This window comes from Saccharibacillus sp. WB 17, from assembly GCF_008634075.2.
Taxonomy (GTDB): Bacteria; Bacillota; Bacilli; order Paenibacillales; family Paenibacillaceae; genus Saccharibacillus; species Saccharibacillus brassicae.
In genome coordinates, this window is sequence record NZ_VPFK02000046.1 from 57,097 (window position 1) to 81,693 (window position 24,597).

The following is a 24,597-nucleotide window of genomic DNA, read 5'->3' on the forward strand; positions in this document are numbered from 1 at the left end:
AATGATTATCATTGTCAATTAAGCTTTTTTACAAATACATGCACGATATTTCACGGTTGACAGGGGGAAAAAAGCGATAGCATAATAGGGGCTGTATCCGAGGTGATATTGATAATCATTATCATGTAAAGCCTGCGTATACCTAATTCGATTCGGAAAGCGGGTGCGTATTCATGGAACGAAATGCCGTGCAAGCGCAAGGTCAATCGCCCGGCGTCGCGGATTCTATTATCGATTGTATCGGCCATACTCCGCTGGTTCGGTTGAAGTCCCTGTTCGGTGAGCAGGGAGCGTCCGTCTATGCAAAGCTGGAATTGATGAACCCCGGCGGAAGCATGAAAGACCGCTCTGCGCAGTACATTATCGAGCACGGCCTGCGCGACGGAACGATCAAGCCCCATACCCATGTCATCGAGAGCACTTCGGGCAATTTCGGGATCGGGCTGGCGCTCATGTGCAAAAGATACGGCTTGAAGTTTACGTGCGTGGTCGATCCGAAAATCACGTCTACCAATCTGCGCCTGATCGAATGTCTCGGCGCGAATATCGATCGGGTGACGGAAGCCGATGCGTACGGAAGCTACCTGCAATCGCGGATTCGGCGGGTGCAGGAGCTGTCCGCCCGCGATGCGAACGCGTATTGGGTCAATCAATACGCCAATCCGCTGAATTGGCAGGCGCATTATCACGGCGCCGGCGCGGAAATCGTCGAGCAGATGAACGGGCGGATCGACGTGCTGGTATGCGCGGTCAGCACGACCGGCAGTCTGCTCGGCATCTCGCGCCGGGTCAAAGAAGCCAATCCGCATGCCAAGATCGTGGCGGTCGACGCGGTCGGTTCCGTCATTTTCGGAACCCCGTCCGGACCGAGAGAGCTTCCGGGAATCGGGGCGAATCGCGTCCCCGAACTGCTGCATCCGGCCGAGATCGATCAGGTCATCCATATAGACGATCGGGAATCGGTCCGCGGCTGCTACAAGCTGCTGGATCGGGAAGGCATTTTCGCGGGGGGATCGTCCGGTTCGCTTATCGCCGCGCTCGAAAAGCTTGTGCCTACGCTTGCGCCTTCGGCCAACGTCGTGACGCTGCTGCCGGACCGCGGAGAACGATACCTGGACAGCGTGTATGACAAGCGCTGGGTGGAGAACCTGCCGGGAAGCCGGATCGCTTCGGCCGAAGCCGTCAACTGAATCCATAAGCCGACAGCCGACCGAATATTCGTACAAACCACAAGGGGGAATCGCACATGAGCGTCGTTCAAACGCACAGCCTGCTCTTTTTGAGCAAACAGGATATCGAAGATCTTGAAGGGCTTCGCTCCGATCTTTATGTCACAGCCGTTACCCGGGCGCTGGAGCTGCATGCCCGCCAAGAAACGGTGCAGCCGTTGAAGCCTTATTTGCGCGTCGACGAAGCGAACGGACATATCGCCGACCGGATCATCGCCATGCCCGCCCACGTCGGCGGCGACGTCGCCATGAGCGGACTGAAATGGATCGGCAGCAAGCACGACAATCCGCAGAAACGGGACAAAGAGCGGGCCAGCGCCCTGATCATTCTCAACGATCCGGACAGCAATTACCCGGTCGCCGTCCTGGAAGGCAGCCTGATCAGCGGCATGCGCACGGCGGCCGTCACGGTGATCGGAGCCAGACATTTGGCCAGGCCGGGCTTCGGTACCGTTAGCGTGATCGGCTGCGGCGTGATCGCCAAAATGCAGATCGTCTCGCTGCTTGAGCAGTTCGAAACGATCGGCAAGCTGTACCTGTTCGACCTGAACGCCGAAGCTTCGAGCCGGTTGGCGGCGGAGATCGGGCTTCGGTTCCCGCAGGTGACGATCGAAATAGCGGAAACGTCCGAACATGCCGTCCGGGCAGCCGAAGTGCTGATTACGGCCACGGTTGCTTCAAGCCCGCATATTCCGTACGCCTGGATATCCAAAGGCACGTTTATCAGCAATATCTCGATCATGGATTTGCACAAAGACGTTTTCCTCGGAGCCGACAAAGTGGTCGTGGACGATTGGGATCAAGCGAATCGGGAGAAAAAAACGCTGCATCAGCTCGTGCAGGAAGGTTCTTTTTCCCGGGAACGGCTGCACGCCGAATTGGGCGAGATCGTCGCGGGCGACAAGCCCGGCCGCGAACATGCAGACGAGATCATCGTGCTGAACCCGATGGGGATGGCGATCGAAGACATCTCCAGCGCGGCGGAAGTGTACAAGCGGGCGCTCGCGCAGGGCAAAGGGACGCGGTTATGGATGTAAAACAACGGGATACGGGGCAGCGGGATACGGAACGACGAACGGAACGACGGGATGCGGAACCACGGGACATGGAAACGTCGGATGCGCAACGACGGGATGCGGAGTCGCGCAATCCGGAACAAACGGCGGCCCGCGATTCGTCGGCGCAGCAGCGGTCGGATGCCCGCGTGCGCGCCTGCGTGCGCGAACTGAAGCGGCCCGGCGAACCGCTGTGCGCTTATGTGCGCGATCTTGCCCGGTTGGCGGAGCATGTCAGCGATCTGGTTCGCCGGCTGCCTGCCCGGACCGAGCTGTTCTATGCGATCAAAGCGAATTCCGAACAGGAAGTGCTGCGCGCTCTGGCTCCGGTCGTGCACGGGTTCGAAGTCGCTTCGTTGGGAGAAGTCGAGAAAGTGCGGGAAGTGTCCGCGACAATCCCGATCCTGTTCGGGGGACCCGGCAAGACGGAAGCCGAGCTGGAAGGCGCGATCCGGCACGGCGTACGGCTTATTCACGCCGAGAGCCTGCATGAGCTGCGCAAGCTGGACGATCTGGCCGGCCGCCGCGGCACGGCCGTGTCCGTGCTGCTGCGCATCAACCTCAAAGGTCCGCTGCCGCATGCGACGCTTGCGATGGGCGGACGCCCGACCCAATTCGGAATCGACGAAAGCATGCTTCCGCACGTCATGGAGCAGCTTCCGAAGCTGACGCATATTCGGGTGGAAGGGCTGCATTTCCATTCCCTGTCCAACAATCTGGACGCGGAGCAGCACGTGAAGCTGGTGGACTATTACTGCCGCTTCGCGCAGGAATGGACGCAGCGGTACGGCTATCCGCTGCGGTATCTCAATGCCGGAGGCGGTATCGGTGTCAATTACGCGCAGCTCGAACAGCAGTTCGACGGCGCGCTGTTCGCCGGCGGACTGGCTTCCGTGCTGGAGCGGGCGCTGCCGCCGGAGACGACGCTGCTGCTTGAATGCGGACGGTACCTCACCGCTTCGAGCGGGTATTACGCTGCCGAAGTGCTGGACGTGAAAAGCAATCACGGCCGCAATTACGTCGTCGTGCGCGGCGGGACGCACCATTTCAGGCTGCCGTCGTCCTGGCAGCACAGCCATCCGTTCGAAGTGCTGCCGATCGACGAGTGGCCGCACGCCTACGACCGGCCGGGGCTTCCGCCGAACGCGCCGTATACGGTCGTCGGCCAGCTCTGCACGCCCAAAGACGTGCTGGCCAGCGAAGTTTCGGCAGCCGAAAACGTCGGCGTCCGGGTAGGCGACGTACTGCTGTTCCGGTATGCGGGCGCTTACGGCTGGGCGATTTCGCATCACGATTTTCTGAGCCATCCGCATCCCGGGCATGTCTATTTGCGGGAATGAAGAAGACGGACGGAAGCAGACGACGGACGAAAGTCCCTATATTTGGAGGAGGTGCGCGATGGACGGTTTGACAGCGGCGCTTGCCGGGTCGGCGGAGATGACCGCCGTTCGGCGGCGCGTATTCCGGCAGCTGATCGAGTCTCTGCTCTACGAACAAATGATTCGGGATCCGATTATTACGGACGCGGCGGAGCGGGAATACACACTGGAAGGACAAACGGAGGAAGGGCAAGCGGTGCAGTACGTGTTCCGGGCCGCGCGAAAACTAAGTTTCGATCGTATCCGGCTGTCCGATCGGCCTGTGCTGCGGATCGGCGCGGAAAGCGCCGCCGAAGCGGAATCGGTCGCCCTGTTCGTGCACGAATTGTCCGGACGGATCGGCGCGCCCGCCCATCTGCTGGTACGATTCGTGAACGAGCTGCAGCAGACGCTGTGGAAAGACGCCCAGTCCGCAGCCGAACCGGCAAGCCGGCCCGGTCCGTACGACAAAGACTATGATGGCTGGGAATCGGCGATGACCGAAGGTCATCCGTACCATCCGTGCTACAAATCGCGGATCGGTTTTACGCTGGCCGACAACCGGGCGTACGGACCGGAATTCAGCCCGGAATTCAAGCTGGTCTGGATCGCGATCCGGCATGACGCGGTGCGCTTGTCGACGTCGGCTTCGATCGGCAGTTACGCAGCTTTTGTCCGGGAACAACTGGGTACCGCCGAATCGGAACGGATCGGCCGCCTGTTCGGCGCAGCGGCGCCGGGCGCGAGTCTGGAAGACTATGCGTGCGTGCCGGTGCATCCGTGGCAGTGGGAGCGGGTTCTGTCGACCGCCTGCCTGGATCAACTCTCGTCCGGACAGCTGATCTTTCTCGGCCGGGCCGGAGACAGGTACCGTCCCCAGCAGTCGATCCGCACGCTGACCAATCTTGATCGGCCGGACCAACCTTACGTCAAGCTGCCGATGAATATCGTGAATACGTCTTCGGGCCGCATTTTGGCGCAGCATACGATTCTGAACGCGGCCCGCGTCTCCGACTGGATTGGCCGGATGGCGGAGGAAGATCCTTATCTGCATACGGAACTCCGTCTGATCGTGCTGCGGGAAATCGTCGGCATCTCGTACGACCACCAGAAGCTGCCGGACCTGCTGGAGCAAAGCGTGTACGGTTCGCTGGGCGCGATCTGGCGCGAAAGCCTGCATCCGCATCTGACGGACGACGAAGCGGCGTTTCCGTTCAATATGCTCACCCGGCTGGAACGTGCGGGCGAGCCGACGATCGATCCGTGGATTCGGCAGCACGGACTGGAAAATTGGTGCCGGCAGCTCATTGCCGTGGCGACGGCTCCGCTGCTGCATCTGCTCTATGCTTACGGGGCGGGTCTGGAATCGCATGCGCAGAACATGATTGTGATCGTAGAGAACGGATGGCCGACCCGGATCGCGCTCAAAGATTTTCACGACGGCGTGCGGTACTGCCCGTCTTTGCCGCATCCGTTCGGTTATCCGGGCGTCGATTATCCGCCGGCCAATCACCACGGGGTGAACCGCAATTCGTTTCTGGAAAAAGAACGTCCCGACGAAGTGAAAGACTTCATGCTGGATGCGCTGCTGTTTATCCATTTGACGGAACTGGCGTTTTTTATGGAAAAACAGTACGGCTTGAGCGAAGAGGCTTGGTGGAGTCTGGTGGCGGAAGCGGTGCTGGATTATCAGGGACGTTTCCCGAAACAGAGCGAGCGGTATGCGCAGTTCGACGTTTTTTCCGCCGATATCGAAGTGGAGCAGTTGACCCGCAGGCGCCTGCACGAAGGGCCGGGCGACTGCGTGCACCGCGCGGCCAATCCGCTGCATAGACACAGGCCGGTACAGCCGGATCAAGCGCCACGAGCGGAAGGAGCGGGACCTGAATGAGGAAAAAAGAAAATCGGGAGCGCGATCGGTATGCCGAAGCGTTATCGTCGCCGCACGATGCCGCCGCGCGCAGACGCATATTCAAGCAGCTCGTCGAATCGCTGCTGTACGAAGGGATCGTCGAAGCGTCGGAAACGGCCGGCCCGGATGGGTTGATGGTATGGACACTGGCGGGACGCGACGCCGAAGGCCGGCCGGTCGCTTATCGCTGCACCGGCCGAGCGCATCTGACGTTCGGCCGGCTGCGCTTGACGGACGAACCGCTGCAGCGCGAAGCCCCACGGCCGTCCGGCAGCGCGGAGCGCAGGCCGACAGCCGTGTCGGACGCCGGAGCGGCAGCCGCGCAGGCGGCGGACGAATCGGCTGCCGAATTGGCGGAGGAAGCCCGGCCCGCGGCGGAAGAAGCCCGGTCGATCGCTTTGTTTCTGCTGGAGATTATGCTGTCCGGCACGCCCGACCCGGCGAAACGGCTGTCTTTTATCCGGGAACTGGAACAGACGCTGCTCAACGATACGCTGGCCCGGCATTGGAACGCGGTCCGCTTCCGGCAAGGGCTGCCCGCCGCGCCGTCGGACGAAGATTGGGAGCAGCGGCTGATCGACGGGCATCCGTATCATCCGAGCTACAAATCGCGCCTCGGCTTCCGGGTGGAAGACCAGCTGGCGTACGGCCCGGAATTCGGAGAGAGTATTCGGCCGATCTGGCTCGCCGTGCGCCGGGAGCGGCTGCGGCTCGGCTTCTCGGCTTCGCTCGCCGGCTCCGGCGGAGAAGAAGGCTGGATCGCGGATCAGTCGGGCGCAGCGGTCTATGCCGGATTCCGGCGCAAGCTGCGGCAGGCCGGCGCGGACGAACGCGATTACGGGATCGTGCCGGTCCATCCCTGGCAGTGGCGCAGCGTGATCTCTTCGGCGTTGGCGGACGAGATCCGGCAGGGCAGCCTGATTCTGCTCGGCGAAACGGACGACGTCTATACGGCGCAGCAGTCGATCCGCACGCTGGCCAACCGCTCGCGGCCGGAGGCGTATTCGCTGAAGCTGTCGCTCAGCATCGTCAATACGTCCACGAGCCGGGTCATTGCGCCGCATACGGCGCAAAATGCCCCGCTCATTACGGACTGGCTGCAGGGCCTCGCCAGCCGCGACGCCTATCTTCGGGACGAGCTGCGCCTCATTCTGCTGGGCGAGATCGCCGGCGCGGCGTACGACAACGGCCATCTGCCCGATGAACGCAGAGCGGACGGCTACGGCGTCCTGTCGTGCATCTGGCGCGAGAGCGTGCAGACGCGGCTGCAGGGCGGCGAAGCGTCCATGCCGTTTAACGGACTCTGCTGCGTGGATGCCGCAGGGCGGCCGTTTATCGACGCCTGGGTCCGGCGGCACGGGACGGCCAATTGGTTGGAACAGCTGCTGAACGTATCGGTGCTGCCGATCATTCACTGGCTGTTCGCCCACGGGATCGCTTTCGAATCGCATGCGCAAAATATGCTGCTTATTCATGAAGAAGGCTGGCCCGTGCGGATCGCGCTCAAAGATTTTCACGACGGTATCCGCTTCAAGCCCGAGCTGCTGGCGCAGCCGGACCGCTGTCCCACCCTTGCGGACGTACCGGCATACCACCGCCGGGTGAACCGCAATTCCTTTTTGGTCGCGGACGATCCGGCGGAGGTGCGGGACTTCGTGCACGATGCTTTTTTCTTCATCAATCTCGGGGAATTGGCGCTGTTTATGCACAAGCATTACGGTCTGTCGGAGACTTGGTTCTGGACCGAAGTGCACGCCGTTATCGCCTCGTACCAGCGCCGTTTCCCCGAGCACCGGGAGCGGTACGAGCTGCTGTCGCCGTTTGCGGCCACGATCGGCGTGGAACAGCTGACGAAGCGCAGGATGTACGCCGACGACGAACTCCATATGCATCAGGTGCCCAATCCGCTAGCCGAAGCAAGCCGCGAAAGCCGCGCCAAAACGGCTGTACCTACGCCTACGCAATCAAAAAGTGTATGAGATCGAAAGATTATTGCATGGACTAAGCAAGCATGATCGGGTATCTTTTTATTAATAATGAGAATCATTATTAGTTGGAGTTTACCGAGGAAAGAGGGGGCGCTATGTCTATTCAAAGCAACAGACAGAAAAAAGGAACGTTTTTCTGGATGAACGCGGTGCTGTTGGCCGCTTTGGTCCTGCTTCTTGCCGGGTGCGGCAATCCGGGAGCCGGCGCGGCCGATCCGGCCGCCGAAGCGAAGCCGCAGCAGGCGGCGGCCGAGACCGAGACCGGTGATACGCGCAAGGTCAAAGATGCCTACGGCGAAGCGGAAGTGCCGGCGAATCCGGCAAGAATCGTCGTGCTGGACATCGGCGCGCTGGACAATTTGCTGCAAATGGGCGTAAAGCCTGTCGGGGCACCGTCCATTTTGGCAGCCGGCGATCCGTATCCGGCTTACCTGCCCGGCACGGACGGGATCGAGAATATCGGTTCGGTCAACGAGCCGAATCTGGAAGCGATCGACGCGTTGAAGCCGGATCTCATTATCGGCAACAAAGATACGCATGACGCGATCCACGCGCAGTTGGCGCAGATCGCGCCGACCGTGTTCGTGGAGACGCTGGGCGTCACGTGGAAAGAAAACCTGCAGCTGCACGCGGACGCCGTCAACAAAAGCAAGGAAGGCGCCGAACTGCTGAGCGCGTACGAGCAGCGTGCCGCGAAGATGGGCGAAGAACTGGCGGCGCAGCAGCCTGCGGAAGTGTCGCTGATCCGTCCGCGCGAAGACAAAATCCAGATTTATTTGACCGAGACGTTCGCGGGCACGATCATGCGGGATGCCGGCGTCGTCCGTCCGGCGGCGCAGCAGGCCGCCGAATTTTCCAAAGACGTGACGGAAGAGCAGATCGCCGATCTCGACGGAGACGTCATTTTGTGGTTCGACCGGGAACCGGACGCTTTCGCGAAGCTGGAGCAAAGCGCGCTGTTCGCGACGCTCAAAGCGGTGCAGAACAAACGCGTCTATCCGGTCAACTGGGAATACTGGCTGAGCGGACTCGGCATTCAGGCGGCGAACAAAGTGCTGGACGACCTGGATACGCACGTCGTTCATCCTTCGTAAGGGATCGTCCGCAGCCTGCCGGCCGCGGACAGAATTTTTCGCCGGCTCGCCTCGCCAGGCGGGGGTCGCAGCTATAAGTTTGCCCGCAAATTGGGTCGTCCCCGCGACGATCCAATTTTTCTGCATGATCGGATTGGAAGGAGAGACCACCATGACAAAAAGTAGGGGATGGAGCCTGCTGGCGCTGCTCGCGGCGCTCACGGCGCTGGCGTTCGCCGGCAGCCTCACGCTCGGCATCGTGCCGGTTCCGCTGCGCTCGGTGCTGGACGCGTTCGGCGCGTTCGACGGTTCGCGCGAGCAGCTTATTATCCGGACGGTCCGGCTGCCGAGAGCCGTTATCGCGGTGATCGTGGGCAGCGCGCTGGCCGTGGCGGGCTGCTTGATGCAGGCAATCAGCCGCAACGCGCTGGCCGGGCCGGAGCTGTTCGGCATCAATTACGGCGCGGCGCTGACCGCCGTGCTGGCTTCGTTCTGGCTCGGCACTTCTTCGCTGCAGCTGTTCGCCGCTTCTTCGCTGCTCGGCGCGGCGTTTGCGGGCCTGCTCGTCTTGGGTCTCGGCGCGGCGAGCAGACCCTCCCTGTCCCCGGTCAAGCTGGTGCTGGCGGGATCTATGCTGAACCTGCTGTTCGCTTCGCTGACGCAGGGCATTTTGATCCTGAACGAACAGTCGCTGGACACGATGCGATTCTGGCTGGCCGGTTCGTTGACGGGCCGGGATATGGCGCTGCTGCTGCAGGTGCTGCCTTACCTGCTTGTCGGGCTGCTGATCGCGCTCGTCTTGAGCCATCCGCTGAACGTGTTCAAGCTCGGCGAAGAAGTGGCCCGCAATCTGGGCCAGCGCATGGGCGCGATTCGGATCGCCGCTATCGCGGCGGTCGTGCTGCTGGCCGGCGGCGCCGTAGCGATCGCCGGACCGATTGGGTTCGTCGGCCTGGCCGTGCCGCATATTGCGCGAAGCCTGACCGGCGGCGATTACCGCTGGGTCATTCCGTGCGCCGCGGCGCTCGGGGCGCTGCTGCTGCTCTCGGCCGATATCGCGGCCCGGTTCGTGCTGCCGGACCGGGAGATTCCGGTCGGCGTGGTCACGGCCTTTTTCGGGGCGCCGTTCCTGATCTATCTGGCCGGGCGCAAGGAGAAATCGCTATGAGGCCCCAGACGCGCAAGCGTACCGCGGCCGTAGGGATCGTGCTGATTGCTTTGAACCTGGCCGTACTGGTGCTGAGCGTCATGCTCGGCGAACGTTCCGTGCCGCCGCTCGAAGTGCTGCGCAGCCTGACCGGCTTCGGCGATCCGGAATACCGGTTCACGATCTTCGAACTCCGGCTGCCGCGCGTGCTGACCGGATTTCTGGCCGGCTGCGGTCTGGCGCTGGCCGGCGCCGTGCTGCAGGTCGTCACGCGCAATCCGCTGGCTTCGCCCGGCGTGATCGGCCTGAACGCGGGAGCCGCCGCCGCGGTCGTCACCGCTCTGGTGCTCGTTCCGTCCGTACCGCTGCGGGCGATGCCCTGGGTCGCTTTCGGCGGAGCGCTGCTCGCCGTCGGCCTCGTGTACGGCTTGTCCGTCCGCGGCAGGGGCGGCGATCCGACGACTCGCATCCTGCTGATCGGCGTCGGCATTTCGGCGATCGCCGGAGCGCTGATCACGTATCTGCTGACAGCCGGCCAAATTTTCCGCGTGTCCCAGGCGTCGATCTGGATGGCCGGCAGCCTGTACGGCCGAACGTGGGAACATTTCTGGCCGCTGCTGCCGTGGCTGCTTCTGCTGTTCGCGCTGCTGCTGAGCAAATCGGTCGCGCTCGATGCTTTCCTGCTCGATACCGAATCGACGGCGGGGCTTGGCGTCCGGCTGGAGCCGATGCGGATCGCTTTCCTGCTGATCAGCACGGGGTTGGCCGGTTCGGCCGTATCGATGGTAGGCACGATCGGTTTTGTCGGCCTGATGGCGCCCCATATGGCCCGAAGTCTGGTCGGCGTGCGAAGCTTCGTTCGCCTGCCCGCCGCGGCGCTGCTCGGCGGGTTGATCGTCATGTCGGCCGACCTGATCGGCAGGCAGCTGTTCGCCCCGCACGAAATTCCCGCCGGATTGATCACCGCCCTGGTCGGCGCGCCTTACATGCTGTATTTGCTGGTTGGCCGCAGATCGCTATAATGAACATAAACAGCAAGCCAATGAGAGGCGGTTGCCCGACGCATGACATCCCAGTTGAACGAAGCGCAGCGCATGTACCTGTTGTCGTGGGCCAGCAAGCGCAAGCTGCCCAGATCGGGACGGTCCGGGCAAATACGCATTTCCGCTTATTTGCTCGGCTTCGTCGTCGAAGGAGAAGGCGTCATCCTGCTGGACGGCGTTCTGCACAAAATCAAGCCGTTCCAGCTGTATCTGCTCGTGCCCGGTATGGTGTTGGACATTCCCGAAGGAAGCGGCAGCTTCGACTATTACGCCGTCCGCTTCGAGCCGATGCGGCTGTCCCGCTCAAGCGGACGCTGCGAGGGAGAGCTGCTGCCGCTGCTGCCCGGTCCGCTGTCGCCGGGACGGCTGCCCGTGCACCGGCCGCAGTCCATGCTGCAGGCGTTCGAGCGGCTGCACGAGTCGGGCCGGCGGGAACCGGCGCGGCATTCTTTTTCCGGGCGGCTTCAACTGGAGCAGCTGCTGCATGAACTGATGCGCAGCGAACCTCCGGCGGCGGCCGTCGACGAGCGGGTTCAGCGCAGCCTGGCTTATATGAATCTGCATTATAAGCAGAAGCTGAGCATCGAGCAGCTGGCCGAGTCCGCGGGCGAGATGTCCGGCCCGGCGTTCTCGCGGTTGTTCCGGCACGAGACGGGGACGACGCCGATCGAATATTTGAACCGGGTCCGTATGGAACACGGCAAGCGGATGCTGAACGGCAAAGACGCCCGGGTCAAGGAAGTCGCGGCGGAAGTCGGGTTCCGCAGCGAATTTTATTTCAGCCGCATGTTCCAGCGGCGGGTCGGCGTATCGCCGTCGCTCTACATGAAGCGCGGCACGCTCAAAGTCGCGGTCGCTTCGTCGCTCAGCCTGCACGATCATCTGACGTCGATCGAGATCGAGCCTGTATGCACGGTCGACCTGTTCCGCTATCCCGGGCAAAGCGACGACGAATACGCCGAGCGGCTCGCGGACCAGCTCATGCGGCTGCGCGAAGCCAAGCCGGATCTGATCGTCGCGGACGAGTACCATACCGAGTTCGAGGAAGAATTCAAGCGCACGGCCGCGCCGGTATTTCTCGATTTCTCGGTCTGGGACTGGAAGCGCAATTTCGAGCAGATCGCCGAATTGGTAGGCCGGGAACGGGAAGCTTCGGAAATGCTGACCCGGTTGTATATGCAGGCGGAGATTACGGGCCGTGAACTGCGCCGCACGCTGGGCTCGGAGCGCCTGACGATGCTGCAGGTCAACCATCGCACCGTCGGCATTCAGGGGCGGGCGAAGCATCCGCTGAACGAATTGGTGTACGGCGAGCTGGGGTTGAAGCCCTGCACGCAGACTCCGCGCGAAGTCTGGCGTCTGGAGATGCCGCCCGAAGCGCTGCCCGTGCTGGAAGCGGAACATCTGTTTATCCATCAGCATCACGTGCTGGCCGGCAGCGCGGACCGTTACCGGGAGCTGACGGGAACGTCGGCCTGGTCGGCGGCGGAAGCGGTCAAGCAGGGCAACGTGTACGATATTCCGAACTGGTTCGCGATGAGCTGGACGCCGCTCGGCCGGCAGCGCATCATGAACGAACTGCGGCGAACGCTCGGCGGCGCGGACGCTGCCCGATGAAGCTGCCCGGGTCGCTGGCGCGGAGCACGCCAAAGAGCTTTGGACTACAAGTCCAAAGCTCTTTTTGGTGTGCCGATCGCTGCTCGGGAAGAGAGGAGCCATACAGGCGGCAGGCTCAGTAAGGGCCGGCTTCGCGGCCTTTTTCCTGCGACTGTTCGACGGCTTTGTGCGGATTCGCCTGACCGTCGGCCGACTCTTCGGACTTGGCGGAGACCAGTCCTTCGGAGACGCGTCTGCCGTAATCGGCGTCGGCCTGGGTGAAGTAATCGATCATCCGCTCTTGAATATCGGATTTGCACGGCGAGAGAGCGCCGACCAGATTGTCGATCAGTTCGTCGCGCTCCCAGTCTTCGAACGAGCGGTAGGTGTCGCCGGCCTGTCCGAAGTTGTTCGGACGGTCGATCGGCGCTCGGACCAGCTTCGCATGGTATTCCGGTTCATGGTCTTTGCCCGGCTTCGGCGCTTCCTTGAGGCCGCCCATGGACGACGGTTCGTAATTGACATGCGGATTTTGGCCCGGTGCGCGATCGACTTTGAACTGCATCTGTCCGCCGCTCTGATTGGTGGCGACATGCGTCTTGGGCGCGTTGATCGGCAGCTGCAAATAGTTCGCCCCGACGCGGTGGCGCTGCGTGTCGGAGTAGGAGAACGTGCGGCCCTGCAGCATTTTATCGTCCGAGAAGTCCAGCCCGTCGACGAGCACGCCCGTACCGAACGCCGCCTGCTCGACTTCCGTGAAGTAATCTTCGGGATTGCGGTTCAGCGTCATTTTGCCGACCGGAAGAAACGGGAACTGCTCCGGCGGCCACAGCTTCGTATCGTCGAGCGGATCGAAGTCCAGCTCCGGGTGCTCGCCGTCTTCCATGATCTGTACGCACAGCTCCCACTCCGGGTAATCCCCCCGTTCGATCGCTTCGTACAGATCCAGCGTGGCATGGTTGAAGTTGGTGGACTGGATCTCGTTGGCTTCTTTTTGCTTCAGGTTCTTGATTCCCTGCTTCAGCGGTTCCCAGTGGTATTTGACCAACACGCCTTCGCCTTCCGTGTTGACCCATTTGTACGTATTCACGCCCGAACCCTGCATCTGCCGATAGTTGGCGGGAATGCCCCACGGCGAGAACAGGAACGTGACCATATGGGTCGCTTCCGGACTGAGCGAGACGAAGTCGAAAAAGCGTTCCATGCTCTGCACGTTCGTGAGCGGGTCCGGCTTGAACGCATGCACCATGTCCGGGAACTTCAGCGGATCGCGGATAAAGAACACTTTGAGGTTGTTGCCGACCAGATCCCAGTTGCCGTCTTCCGTATAGAACTTCGTGGCGAACCCGCGCGGATCGCGCAGCGTTTCCGGGGAATGTCCGCCGTGGATGACGCTTGAAAAGCGGACGAACACCGGCGTTTCCTTGCCTTCTTCCTGGAACAGCTTGGCGCGGGTATATTTCGATACCGGCTCGTCTCCGGCTGTGCCGTACGCGGTAAAGACGCCGTGCGCGCCCGCTCCGCGTGCGTGAACGACCCGTTCGGGGATACGTTCGCGGTCAAAGTGGGTAATCTTTTCCAGGAACTGATAGTTTTCCAGCGTCGTCGGTCCCCGGCTGCCTACCGTGCGTACGTTCTGGTTGTCGCGGACGGGATGTCCCTGGCGGGTCGTTAACGTCATGTCGTTTTCCTGTTCGGCGTCCTGGTTCGGTTTTTGTTCGTCGGTCATGAGAAGTCCCCTTTCCATCGTTCGAATAATGGATGCGGCCTGTTCCAAAGACTTACAGATTATGGGCATACGCAAACCATATACCCGGAGCGGCAGACGTTAAAACGGCAGGGGAGAACCCTTCATGCAACCTTCATTCCGGTTTCGGCGAGCGCCGGGAAGGCATATGGGGATAGTCCGTATTTGGGCATTGATTCGAGAAGGAGCTATGATAAAATAAAGTGATGGCATGGCGAGCAATAGACGAACCGGACTTTTGCTCGAATAGAGTTGCTCGAATTTATTTGGATGAAGAAACGGAGCGCGGAAATGGAAACGACCTTGCTGATATGGCTTTTTTACCTCTCTTCCTTTTATGCGTTCATTCCGGGCTTGATCAGCCGGATTTTCGGTTTCCGGGCTTTTCGCAAAGGAAAAAGCGGGACGGAACTCGCGCTGACGTTCGATGACGGACCGGACCCCCGTTACACGGCGCAGCTGCTCGATTTATTGAAACGATACGGGGCGAAAGCCACGTTTTTTGTTGTGGGTTCGCATGCGGCGCAGCATCCCGAACTGCTCCGTCGGATGCAGGCCGAAGGTCATGCGATCGGTATCCACAACTATGTCCACCGGACCAACTGGCTGATGCGGCCGGGTTCCGTGCGCAAGCAGGTGAACCGGACGAACGAAGTGATCGAGCGGGTCACCGGGCAGCGCGCTATTTATTACCGTCCGCCGTGGGGGATCGTGAACCTGTTTGACCTCGTCGGGCGGCATGAACTGAAGCTCGTGCTCTGGTCGGGCATATTCGGCGACTGGCGCAAGCGGCTCGGCGAAGAACGGCTGCTCAAGCGGCTGCGCCGCAAAATGCGCGGCGGCGAAGTGCTCGTGCTGCACGACTGCGGCGCGACGCTCGGAGCGAACGACAAAGCGCCGGAAAATATGCTGCGCGCGCTCGAACGTTTTCTGGAAGAAGCTTACGCCAAAGGGCTCAGCAGCGTGACGATCGAACGTCTGATGGAAACGACGAAGAAAGCGGGTGTCAAAGAAATGGGCAAAATTTCTCCGCTCAAAAAAGGGCTGGTCGGCGCTTGGCTGCTGTACGAACGGGGCTTTCGCTTCGTGTTCCGGCTGCAGGAAGCCGAGAACGCGCCGCTGTACCATTTCCGCAAAACACGCTACTCGGGCAAAACGCTTGATCTCGGCGAAGGGCGGCTGCTGAATGCCGGCGACGCGATCGTGGAGCTGCATTTTGACAACAAGATGCTGTTCGAGTTCGGCAGCCGTTCCCGCTCGGCGGTGCAGCTGGCGATTCTGATGATCCGGGGGACGGAACAAAGCTTCCCCGGCATCGCCGACCATATCCGCCGGGACCCGGACCTGCGCGAAGCCAAAGCGGTCTACGCGGTAAGCATGATCAACCGGGGACCGGAACAGTTCGGATTTCAGGTACACGACCTGCCGGACGGACTGTTCGCGCGGGCGACCCGCCTGTACTTGAAGCTGCTGCTCTGGGCGATGCACCCGTCGGGCAGCGCGCGGCTGCAGGAACAGAGCGAATTCCTCGTGCCCAAGATCATGGTGATGCCTATGGAAGTGATGCTCACCCGCGATTTCAAAGCGGACAAACGCAAAAACCGCCGCACGGCCGCGCGCAGCGAGACCGGTCCCGCAGCGGTGGAACGGGAATCTGCGGCAGCGGCAGACGCGCAGCCGGAACCGGCCGCCGCGGCGGTCCGCTCCGACGGCACGCCTGCCGAAGCGGCCGCTGTGCGCTAACGGCCGCGCCGCGTCGATGCGGGCGGCCGCCGCAATCGCGCGGCCGGGCTTTACGCGTCTCGTAAGTATCGAAAAAGGACTTCGACATCCGCCTTGCGGCGGGAATCGAAGTCCTTTTTCGTCTGTCCGTATGTGTCTATCGGTATGCGTGCGGTATGCGCGTTACGCGGGCTTGTCCGTACGCGCAGCGAGGCCGCAAATCAAATCTTCATGATGCCGCCCATGCTGGCATTGGTGACCAGCTTGGAGTAGCGGGCGAGGTAACCGGTTTTCACTTTCGGTTCGAAGCCTTTCCAGTTCGCGCGGCGCGCGGCGAACTCTTCTTCGCTGATCTCCAGCTGGATCGTACGGTTGTTCAGGTCCAGTTCGATGATGTCGCCTTCTTCGACGAAAGCGATCGGTCCGCCTTCGGCCGCTTCCGGCGAGATATGGCCGATACTGATGCCGCGGGAGGCGCCGGAGAAGCGGCCGTCCGTGATCAGCCCGACTTTGGCGCCGAGCCCCATGCCGACGATTTGCGACGTCGGAGCGAGCATTTCCGGCATGCCGGGTCCGCCTTTGGGTCCTTCGTAGCGGATCACGACGACGTGGCCTTCCTGCACGCGGCCTTTGGCGATGCCTTCAAGCGCTTCTTCCTGCGAATCGAAGCAGATCGCCGGCCCTTTGTGGTAGCCGCCGACCGAAGCGTCGACCGCGCCAACCTTGATGATCGCGCCTTCCGGAGCCAGGTTGCCGAACAGGACGGCGAGGCCGCCGCGCTCGGAATGCGGGTTGTCGATCTTGTGGATAACTTCCGTGTTCTGGATCTCCTGGCCTTCCACGTTCTCGCGGATCGTTTTGCCCGTGACCGTGATCCGGTCCGCATGCAGCGCGCCCGGCTTCTTGAGCAGTTCGTTCAGCACGGCGCTGACGCCGCCGGCGTTATGCACGTCTTCGATATGCCAATCGGACGCCGGAGCCAGCTTGGCCAGATGCGGCACGCGGTTGGCCACTTCGTTGATGCGTTCGATCGGATATTCGATGCCGGCTTCCTGCGCGAGGGCGAGCGTGTGCAGCACGGTGTTCGTCGAACCGCCCATCGCCATATCGAGCGCGAACGCGTTGTCGATCGCTTCGACCGTCACGATGTCGCGCGGCTTCAGGTCGAGCTTGATCAGTTCCATGAGCTGGGTCGCGGACTGGCGGACGAACTCGCGGCGTTCGGGAGCGACGGCCAGAATCGTGCCGTTGCCCGGCATGGCGAGGCCCAGCGCTTCGGCCAGGCAGTTCATGGAGTTGGCCGTGAACATGCCCGAGCACGATCCGCAGGTCGGACAGCCGAACTGTTCGAGTTCCAGCAGCGTCTGGTCGTCGATCTTGCCGACCTGGTGCGCGCCGACGCCTTCGAAGACCGAAGTCAGCGAGATGGAGCGGCCGTTTTTGTCTTTGCCCGCTTTCATCGGTCCGCCGCTGACGAACAGCGTCGGGATGTTGACGCGCAGCGCGCCCATAAGCATGCCCGGCGTGATCTTGTCGCAGTTCGGGATGCAGACCATGCCGTCGAACCAGTGGGCGGAGACGACCGTCTCGACGGAGTCGGCGATGATCTCGCGGCTGGGCAGGGAATAGCGCATGCCGATATGGCCCATGGCGATACCGTCGTCGACGCCGATCGTATTGAATTCGAACGGAACGCCGCCCGCTTCGCGGATCGCGTCTTTGACGATTTTGCCGAATTCCTGCAGATGCACATGACCCGGAACGATATCGATATACGAATTGCAGACCGCGATAAACGGTTTGCCGAAATCTTCTTCCTTGACGCCGGCTGCACGCAGCAGACTGCGGTGCGGCGCGCGGTCGAATCCTTTTTTGATCATGTCGGAACGCATTTTTTTAGGTGCCATCCTGTCTTTCCCCCCACAACGGTATATTGGCGCACTGCTTTAGCGCGGTTAACGGCCAAAGCTTGCAGCGCAAAAAAAAGAAGCTAAATTTTCTAAACAGTCTAACACAGGATGTCCTTTTTATCCAGCCTGCAGGCACAAAATCGGACCGGGCGCTTGGAAGCCGGCGAAAGCCGGACCCGAACGGGGGGAAGATTCAGGGCCGGACATGCCGAAAAAGCGCGCCCAGGCGAAAGAGCCGAACACGCTGATCATAAAGGTTTCGGCTCTTTCGCTTGGCGCGCGCGAGGGAGTTGAACGAATAGTGGACAAACCGTGTAGGCTGCGGATTACTTTTGTCCGCCTTTGCGTCCGATTTCCCGATAAAAATCTTTGTCATGCGAGTTGGAAGTGGCTTCTCCGCCTTTGCGGCCGATTTCCTGATAGAATTCCCGGCTGTGCGACTTGGCTGTAGCTTTACCGCCCTTGCGTCCGATTTCCTGGTAGAATTCCCGGCTGTGTTTCTTGGCCGTAGCTTCTCCACCCATACGTCCGGCTTCCTCGCGACTCATCTTCTTGTTGCTCGACTGACTGTTTGTCATCTCAATCACTCCTCAGTAGTTGTTATTGCCGCGTGCACAAACTATTTACCACCGAGTTTTTGCGATGAAACGCCGAGCAAGCTTCAAAAAGCCCCGGCCCGGGCCGGATTTCTTTCCAAATCCTTGCAGCGGCGCGGTCTGCGGCTGTTTTCATTTTTTCGCAGATTTTCACGCTTTTTCGCTTTATCGCTTCGTTTTTTGCGAAAAGCAGGTTGTTATTGGTTCTTTTCCGTTTTTTGCATTGACACCGTAAAAGTGTTTGCCCCACAATGAAAGCGAGTACAAGGCGGCGGAAAAACGTACATAACTTATCCAGAACAGGTCGGCCGGACTGCCGTATACGGCCGTAAGCGGAGAGGACTGAATCATTGATGAAAAAGATCAAAGTGCTGCAGCGCATTCTGGACTGCGGCGTCGTGGCGGTACTGCGCGGGGATTCTCCCGATCAGGTCGTCGAAATGGCCGAGCAGGCGATTGCGGGCGGCGTCAAAGTCATCGAAGTCACGATGACCGTGCCGAATGCGCTTCAAGCGATCGAGCGCCTGAGCGCCAAATACAGCCCGGACGAGCCGATCGATTCGGACCGGTTCGCGGTCATCGGCGCGGGGACCGTGCTGGAGCCGCATACGGCGCGCATGGCCATCATGGCGGGTTCGCATTTTGTCGTCTCGCCTTCCCTGAACGAAGAGACGGTCAAGCTGTGCAACATGTACCGCATTCCGATCATGCCGGGCGTCGTCACAATCGCCGAGCTGCTCAAAGGGCTTGAATTGGGCGCCGACGTCATGAAACTTTTCCCGGGAAATATGTTCGATCCTTCGATCATCAAAACGTTCAAAGGACCGGTTCCGCAGGCCAATCTCATGCCGACAGGCGGCGTGTCCGTGTCCAACCTCGGCGAATGGATCGCGGCGGGCGCAGTGGCGGTCGGCATCGGTTCCGACCTGACCAGCGAAGCGCTGAAGACCGGCGACATGAACAAGGTGCGCGAGAAAGCGGCGCAGTACGCCGAAGCGTACCGTCAAGCGAAAAGTGTCTAAGCCGCGGACTTCTCCAACAGGGGGAACATCCGCAAGCCCGCAAGCTTTTTCCGGATTCGGAAGGCGCGGGCTTTTTTTGCGTCGACTTTTCGGCAGGATGCTTTGCCGGGGAGGAGGCGTTTCTTTATAATGGGACGAGGACAGCCAACGAATCGTAAGGAGGACGTAAGATGTTAACGGGAGACAGATCGCCGATCCGGGCGTTCGAAAGCGGGAAACGAAAAGGAACGCCGAAACGAAGCGGAGGAGGGTCATACCGCAAAAAAAGAAAGAAATGGCTGCCGATCCTGCTCGTGGTCGTGCTGGTGCTGATCGCGGCGGCCGTCGTGTACGTCAGTACGCCTTACGGGCCTTCCGCGGAAGCGCGGGCGGCCCTGCAGGGCGACGATGGGGTAGCCGTGTCGCAGACGGACGACTGGATCGAGTTCGAACCGATCGAGACGGAAGCGGCAGGCGCGGTCAAGCAGCCGGGCGTTATCTTCTATCCGGGAGGCCGGGTAAAAGCGGAAGCTTACGCGGCTTTCGCCCGCGAACTGGCGGAGACCGGCCGGCATGTGTTTATTGCCAAAATGCCGCTGAATTTCGCTTTTCTTGGCCAAAATGAAGCGGACAAAATAGTTGACGCTTATCCGGACGAGCGTTTTGTCATCGGCGGCCATTCGCTCGGCGGCCCGTTCGCGGCCCGGTATGCGGCGGAGCACAAGACGGACATCGCGGGCATTTTCTTCCTCGCCTCCTATGCGGAAAGTAAAGGCGACCTGTCCGGCACGTCGATGCCGGCGCTGTCGATTACCGCTTCGGGCGACGAAGTGCTGAACCGCGAAAGCTACGAGACCGGCCGGGCTTACCTGCCGGCCGGCGCCCGGCACGAAGAGATCAAAGGCGGCAACCACGGCCAGTTCGGCAGCTACGGCGAGCAGGGCGGCGACGGTCCGGCTTCGATCTCCGGCGCGGAGCAGCGGAAGCAGACCGTGACGCTGCTCGCGGCCTGGCTGGACGGCATCAAGCCTGCGCAGACGGCGAAATGACGAGATAACGAAATCGAAATGACGCAATAATGAAAAAAAGAAGCGGCAGAAGAACGGAACCGGCGGACCAGGGTTGCGATCTACATCCGTCGATTGGCGGATTCGCACATAAATGCAGTCCGCCCGGGAAGGAGGGGTTGGCATGGCTTTTTTGACAGTCGGAGGCAGGGCGTTCGAGTGCGAAGCGCTCCTGTTCGACAAAGACGGCACGCTGCTCGATTTCATGGAATTGTGGGGCCGCTGGGCCGACGACCTGCTGCAGCAGACCGAAGCCGCGCTGCACGCGGCGGGCGGCGGCTGGACAGGCAGCGCCGAACAGGTTTTCGGCGTCGTGTTGGGCCCGGACGGCCGGATCGCCGATTACGATCGCGGAGGGCCGCTGGCGCTCGCCACCGCGGAGGAACTGACCGGCGTACTCGCCTGGCAGCTCTACGGAGCGGGCACGCCGTGGCATGACAGCGTGGACGCCGTGCGCGGCTTTGCCGCGGCGGCGGAGGAGCGGCTTGCCCGCGAACGGCCGGTGCGGCCGCTGCCCGGCCTGTCGAGCCTGCTCCGCGAGGCGCGGCAGGCCGGGCTCAAGCTGGCCGTCGTGACGTCGGATACGACGGAAGCGGCGGTCCGGCATTTGCACTGGGCCGGGCTGGACGGCCTGTTCGATTCCGTCCACGGGCGGGACGGGGTCGACGCGGGCAAGCCGGCGCCCGATCTGGCCCTGCAGGCGTGCCGGAGTCTCGGCACCGAGCCGGCCCGCGCGATCGTGATCGGCGACGGCGGCGCCGATATGGAGATGGCGCGCCGGGCCGGCGCCGCGCTGGCGATCGGGATCGCGCCGGGCGGCGGCCCGCGCCTGCATCTGGCGGGCGCCGACGCCGTGATCGGCAGCTACGCCGAATTGGGGATCGTGCCCCGCGCCTGACTGGCATCTAGCGGAGGAAGACGCACGCAGGACGCGCAGGGCACATGGAAGACATCGATGCGAAGACGAAGGAGGAGAACGGGATGGTCCAAGATCAAGCGAAGAGGTTGGCGGAGTGGATCGGGGAAGCGAAGCGGATCGTATTTTTCGGCGGAGCCGGTACGTCGACCGAAAGCGGCATTCCCGATTTTCGCTCGGCGGGCGGACTGTACGAAAGCGGGGACGACGAGTTTCCCTACTCGCCGGAAGAAATGCTGAGCCGGGAGTTTTTCGCCCGGCAGCCGGGCACGTTCTACGAGTTCTATCGCAAACGCATGGTGTACGAAGACGCGCAGCCGAACGATATGCACCGGCTGCTGGCGGAGCTTGAGCAGAGCGGCCGGCTTGGCGCGGTCATTACGCAAAATATCGACGGTCTGCATCAAAAAGCGGGCAGCGTCAACGTACTGGAGCTGCACGGTTCCGTGCTGCGCAATACGTGCCTGTCGTGCGGAGCGACTTACGGGCTGGAAGCCGTCATGCACAGCGTCGGCATTCCACGCTGCGCGGCGTGCGGCGGCATGCTCAAGCCGAACGTCGTGCTGTACGGCGAGATGCTGGATACCAGCGTGCTGGAAGCCGCGGCGGCCGCGATCGAAGCAGCGGACCTCATGCTGGTCGGTGGCACTTCGCTGACCGTCCAGCCGGCGGCGAGCCTCGTCGGCATGTTCGAGGGGGGCCGCCTGGCGCTGTTGAACCGGACGCCGACTCCATACGACAGCCACGCCGACCTGCGCTTCACGGAACCGATGGGGACGATCGCGCAGAGCGTACGCCAAGCGCTCGGATACGCATGAAGCCCGATAGGGAAAAGTTGTAATCGTTTTCTTGCCAAGCGGCACACCCGGCGATAAGATGGAAGCAAGTTCGAAACGAAAGGATGGAGACAAACGATGGAATACAAGGCGAGCGGAGAACGCTACGACCACATGAAATATAACCGCAGCGGGCGGTCGGGACTGAAGCTTCCCGCGATCTCGCTCGGATTATGGCATAATTTCGGCGGCGTCGACGCTTACGAGAACGGACGCGGCATCGTGCACCGCGCGTTCGATCTCGGCATTACGCATTTCGACCTGGCGAACAATTACGGACCGCCGCCGGGATCGGCCGAAGAAATGTTCGGCCGCATGCTGTCGACCGATCTTAGAGCTTACCGCGACGAACTGATCGTCTCGACTAAAGCCGGCTACCATATGTGGCCCGGCCCTTACGGCGAATGGGGTTCGCGCAAATATCTCGTGTCGAGCCTGGATCAGAGCCTCAAGCGGCTCGGGCTGGATTACGTCGATATTTTCTACCATCACCGACCGGACCCCGATACGCCGCTCGAAGAAACGATGCGAGCGCTCGACCATATCGTACGTTCCGGCAAAGCGCTGTACATAGGCGTGTCCAACTATTCGGCGGAACAGACCTGCGAAGCGGTCGCGATCCTCAAAGATCTCGGCACGCCGCTCACGATCCATCAGCCGAGCTATTCGATGATGAACCGCTGGATCGAGCACGGCCTGCAGGACGTGCTCGACGAGAGCGGCGTCGGCAGCATCGCGTTCAGCCCGCTGGCGCAGGGCCTACTGACGAACAAATACCTGAACGGGATTCCGGAAGATTCTCGCGCGGCGAGCGCTTCGCCGTTCCTGAACCAGACGCAGATTACGCCGGAAGCGATGCGCCGCGTGCGCGCGCTCAACCAGATGGCGGTCGCGCGCGGACAGAGCCTGGCCCAGTTCGCGCTGGCCTGGGTGCTGCGCGGCGAGCGCGTAACGTCCGTGCTGATCGGCGCAAGCCGCGTCGGCCAGATCGAGGAAAATATCGAGACGCTGCAGCAGCTCGAATTTTCCGCCGAAGAGCTGGAGCGGATCGAGAAGATCCTCAAAACGGAAACCGAACAATAACAAGAGTCGGAACAAGAGGCGGCAGCGTGCAAGCGGCCAAGCCGATATCAGGCAGGAACATGAACGCCTGCCGTATTCCGGCCAAATCAACAGCGAAACCCCCGAATCTCCGCCGTTTGCGCGGAAGATTCGGGGGTTTTTGCCGTGCCGGGGAGCGCCGCTTCCGCCCAAATGCGGCGTCGAACGCTTGAAGCCCTCGCTTGCACCTGTACCTGCACCTGTATCTGCGCCTACGCTTGTACTTACGCCTGTACCTGCGCTTGCACCTGCGCCCTGCTGCACCTGCGCCTCCCCGGCGGCTTCCCGACAAACGGTTCCTTGCCGGAATAAGGTTCTGCCGCCGCGCTGCGGTTAATTTAGGGAGGGGACTCCTGCGCGGCCAGCGAACGGATTCACGGCCGGCCGAGCACCGATTCCCGGTACGCGGTCGGAGACTGTCCGTGCAGCCGCTGGAACTGGCGCGAGAAATAGAGCGGGTCGGTCAGCCCGACCGAAGACGCGATCTGCTGGATCGACAGATCGGGCCGTTCGCGCAGCAGCCCGCGCGCTTTGTCGATACGCAGCCGCAGCAGGTAGGTGACCGGGGCGACGCCCGTATCCTGCTTGAACAGCCGCGACAGATAAGCCCGGTTGTACCCGAGGCTCTGGCACATGTCTTCGATCGAGACGGGATGGGCATACTGATCGGTCATGTAGCGGATCATCTGCTTGACCGCCAGACTTCCGGCCGTATCGGCGGCGGGCAGCGCCGAATCGCCGCGCACGACGTCTTCGGCCGCGGCCAGAATCAGGTACAGATAGCCGAGCGAAGCCAGATGCGCGCCCGCCCGTCTCGACCGGAACGATTCCAGCGTATCGGACAGCAGGCGCGGAATGTCCGATACGGCGGCCGGGCGGAATACGGGATGTTGGGGCGTCAGCCCCGCCGCGTGCACCGCTTCTTCGGCGAGCGGGCCGGCAAAAGAGATCCAGCGGTAGCGCCACGGATGCAGCGGATCGGCGGCGTAGCTGACGAGCCGGCCGGGCCGGATCAGAAACGCGTCTCCGGCTTCCAGCTCGTAAGGCTGCCCGTCGTGCACGAAGACGCCCCGGCCTTCTTCCACGATATGCAGCAGGAAATAATCGTAGATCTTCGGCCCGATCTTGTGTTCGGGCAGCGTCTGGCTCTCGCCGGCGAACAGGACGTACAGCATGCCTTTGTCGTCGTAGATCGGATTCGGCGCGACAGAGTAGGAGAAGGCGTGCGGCTGCGCGGCCGGAGGGGGGGTTACGGTCATGGACGTTCCTCGCTTTCCTGAATGCCAAGCTGGGTTCCAGT

The 24,597-nt window shown here is 61.7% G+C and carries 19 protein-coding genes; 15 read left to right on the forward strand and 4 right to left on the reverse strand.

Translation table 11 applies throughout. The annotated features are described in order from the left end of the window. Positions 1–173: 173 nt before the first annotated feature. The 9 genes from sbnA to FTE24_RS21335 all read left to right on the forward strand — a co-directional run bounded on the left by sbnA (position 174) and on the right by FTE24_RS21335 (position 12,422). Positions 174–1,190, forward strand: coding sequence for a 2,3-diaminopropionate biosynthesis protein SbnA (gene sbnA, locus FTE24_RS21295; protein WP_150230519.1), 1,017 nt, complete (start codon positions 174–176; stop codon positions 1,188–1,190). A gap of 56 nt (positions 1,191–1,246) precedes the next feature. After that, positions 1,247–2,266, forward strand: a complete 1,020-nt coding sequence (gene sbnB / locus FTE24_RS21300) for a 2,3-diaminopropionate biosynthesis protein SbnB (protein WP_150230518.1) — start codon at positions 1,247–1,249, stop codon at positions 2,264–2,266. Positions 2,267–2,334: 68 nt separating this feature from the next. Next, positions 2,335–3,624 carry a type III PLP-dependent enzyme gene (locus FTE24_RS21305; RefSeq protein ID WP_150230516.1) on the forward strand — a complete coding sequence of 430 codons (1,290 nt, stop codon included), beginning with the start codon at positions 2,335–2,337 and terminating at the stop codon, positions 3,622–3,624. A 58-nt stretch (positions 3,625–3,682) separates the two neighbouring features. Beyond that, positions 3,683–5,533 carry an IucA/IucC family protein gene (locus FTE24_RS21310; protein ID WP_160441853.1) on the forward strand — a complete coding sequence of 617 codons (1,851 nt, stop codon included), beginning with the start codon at positions 3,683–3,685 and terminating at the stop codon, positions 5,531–5,533. Then, entirely contained in the window at positions 5,530–7,533 is a 2,004-nt protein-coding gene (locus FTE24_RS21315; protein ID WP_150230512.1) for an IucA/IucC family protein, read from the forward strand. The genes FTE24_RS21310 and FTE24_RS21315 overlap by 4 nt, the downstream gene beginning before the upstream one ends. Before the next feature lie 104 nt (positions 7,534–7,637). After that, complete coding sequence (locus FTE24_RS21320; protein WP_150230510.1) at positions 7,638–8,636, forward strand: ABC transporter substrate-binding protein; 999 nt, start codon at positions 7,638–7,640, stop codon at positions 8,634–8,636. A gap of 151 nt (positions 8,637–8,787) precedes the next feature. After that, the gene (locus FTE24_RS21325) at positions 8,788–9,783 is read left to right on the forward strand and encodes a FecCD family ABC transporter permease (protein ID WP_150230508.1); all 996 of its coding nucleotides are present in this window, start codon (positions 8,788–8,790) and stop codon (positions 9,781–9,783) included. After that, positions 9,780–10,784, forward strand: a complete 1,005-nt coding sequence (locus tag FTE24_RS21330) for a FecCD family ABC transporter permease (protein WP_150230506.1) — start codon at positions 9,780–9,782, stop codon at positions 10,782–10,784. The genes FTE24_RS21325 and FTE24_RS21330 overlap by 4 nt, the downstream gene beginning before the upstream one ends. 42 nt (positions 10,785–10,826) lie before the next feature. Continuing rightward, complete coding sequence (locus FTE24_RS21335) at positions 10,827–12,422, forward strand: helix-turn-helix domain-containing protein (protein ID WP_150230505.1); 1,596 nt, start codon at positions 10,827–10,829, stop codon at positions 12,420–12,422. A 115-nt stretch (positions 12,423–12,537) separates the two neighbouring features. Here FTE24_RS21335 and FTE24_RS21340 read toward each other — a convergent pair whose 3' ends face one another. Further along, positions 12,538–14,130, reverse strand: a complete 1,593-nt coding sequence (locus tag FTE24_RS21340; RefSeq protein WP_150230503.1) for a catalase — start codon at positions 14,128–14,130, stop codon at positions 12,538–12,540. 309 nt (positions 14,131–14,439) lie between these two features. Between FTE24_RS21340 and FTE24_RS21345 the strand changes: the two genes are divergently transcribed. Next, entirely contained in the window at positions 14,440–15,891 is a 1,452-nt protein-coding gene (locus FTE24_RS21345; RefSeq protein ID WP_150230502.1) for a polysaccharide deacetylase family protein, read from the forward strand. 200 nt (positions 15,892–16,091) lie between these two features. On the opposite strand, the gene ilvD is transcribed toward FTE24_RS21345, so the two are convergent. Continuing rightward, positions 16,092–17,777, reverse strand: coding sequence for a dihydroxy-acid dehydratase (ilvD, locus tag FTE24_RS21350; protein WP_150230500.1), 1,686 nt, complete (start codon positions 17,775–17,777; stop codon positions 16,092–16,094). A 329-nt stretch (positions 17,778–18,106) separates the two neighbouring features. Beyond that, positions 18,107–18,358 (reverse strand): KGG domain-containing protein, encoded by a 252-nt coding sequence (locus FTE24_RS21355; protein ID WP_141446411.1) that lies wholly within the window; start codon positions 18,356–18,358, stop codon positions 18,107–18,109. Positions 18,359–18,729: 371 nt separating this feature from the next. On the opposite strand from FTE24_RS21355, the gene FTE24_RS21360 reads away from it, so the two are divergent. From FTE24_RS21360 to mgrA, 5 genes are all read left to right on the forward strand, one after another. Beyond that, a complete protein-coding gene (locus FTE24_RS21360; RefSeq protein WP_141446409.1) occupies positions 18,730–19,398 on the forward strand; it encodes a bifunctional 2-keto-4-hydroxyglutarate aldolase/2-keto-3-deoxy-6-phosphogluconate aldolase in 669 nt (222 codons plus the stop codon). Positions 19,399–19,568: 170 nt separating this feature from the next. After that, positions 19,569–20,426: an alpha/beta fold hydrolase gene (locus FTE24_RS21365; RefSeq protein ID WP_150230497.1), complete on the forward strand. Its 858-nt coding sequence runs from the start codon at positions 19,569–19,571 to the stop codon at positions 20,424–20,426. A gap of 142 nt (positions 20,427–20,568) precedes the next feature. Next, the gene (locus FTE24_RS21370; RefSeq protein ID WP_150230494.1) at positions 20,569–21,342 is read left to right on the forward strand and encodes an HAD family hydrolase; all 774 of its coding nucleotides are present in this window, start codon (positions 20,569–20,571) and stop codon (positions 21,340–21,342) included. An 83-nt stretch (positions 21,343–21,425) separates the two neighbouring features. Then, on the forward strand, positions 21,426–22,178 hold the full coding sequence (locus FTE24_RS21375) for an NAD-dependent protein deacylase (protein WP_150230492.1): 753 nt from the start codon (positions 21,426–21,428) through the stop codon (positions 22,176–22,178). A gap of 96 nt (positions 22,179–22,274) precedes the next feature. Then, a complete protein-coding gene (mgrA, locus tag FTE24_RS21380; protein ID WP_150230490.1) occupies positions 22,275–23,279 on the forward strand; it encodes an L-glyceraldehyde 3-phosphate reductase in 1,005 nt (334 codons plus the stop codon). 392 nt (positions 23,280–23,671) lie between these two features. Here the strand turns inward: mgrA and FTE24_RS21385 are convergent, their stop codons facing one another. After that, positions 23,672–24,556, reverse strand: a complete 885-nt coding sequence (locus tag FTE24_RS21385; RefSeq protein WP_150230488.1) for an AraC family transcriptional regulator — start codon at positions 24,554–24,556, stop codon at positions 23,672–23,674. Between the last annotated feature and the right edge of the window lie 41 nt (positions 24,557–24,597).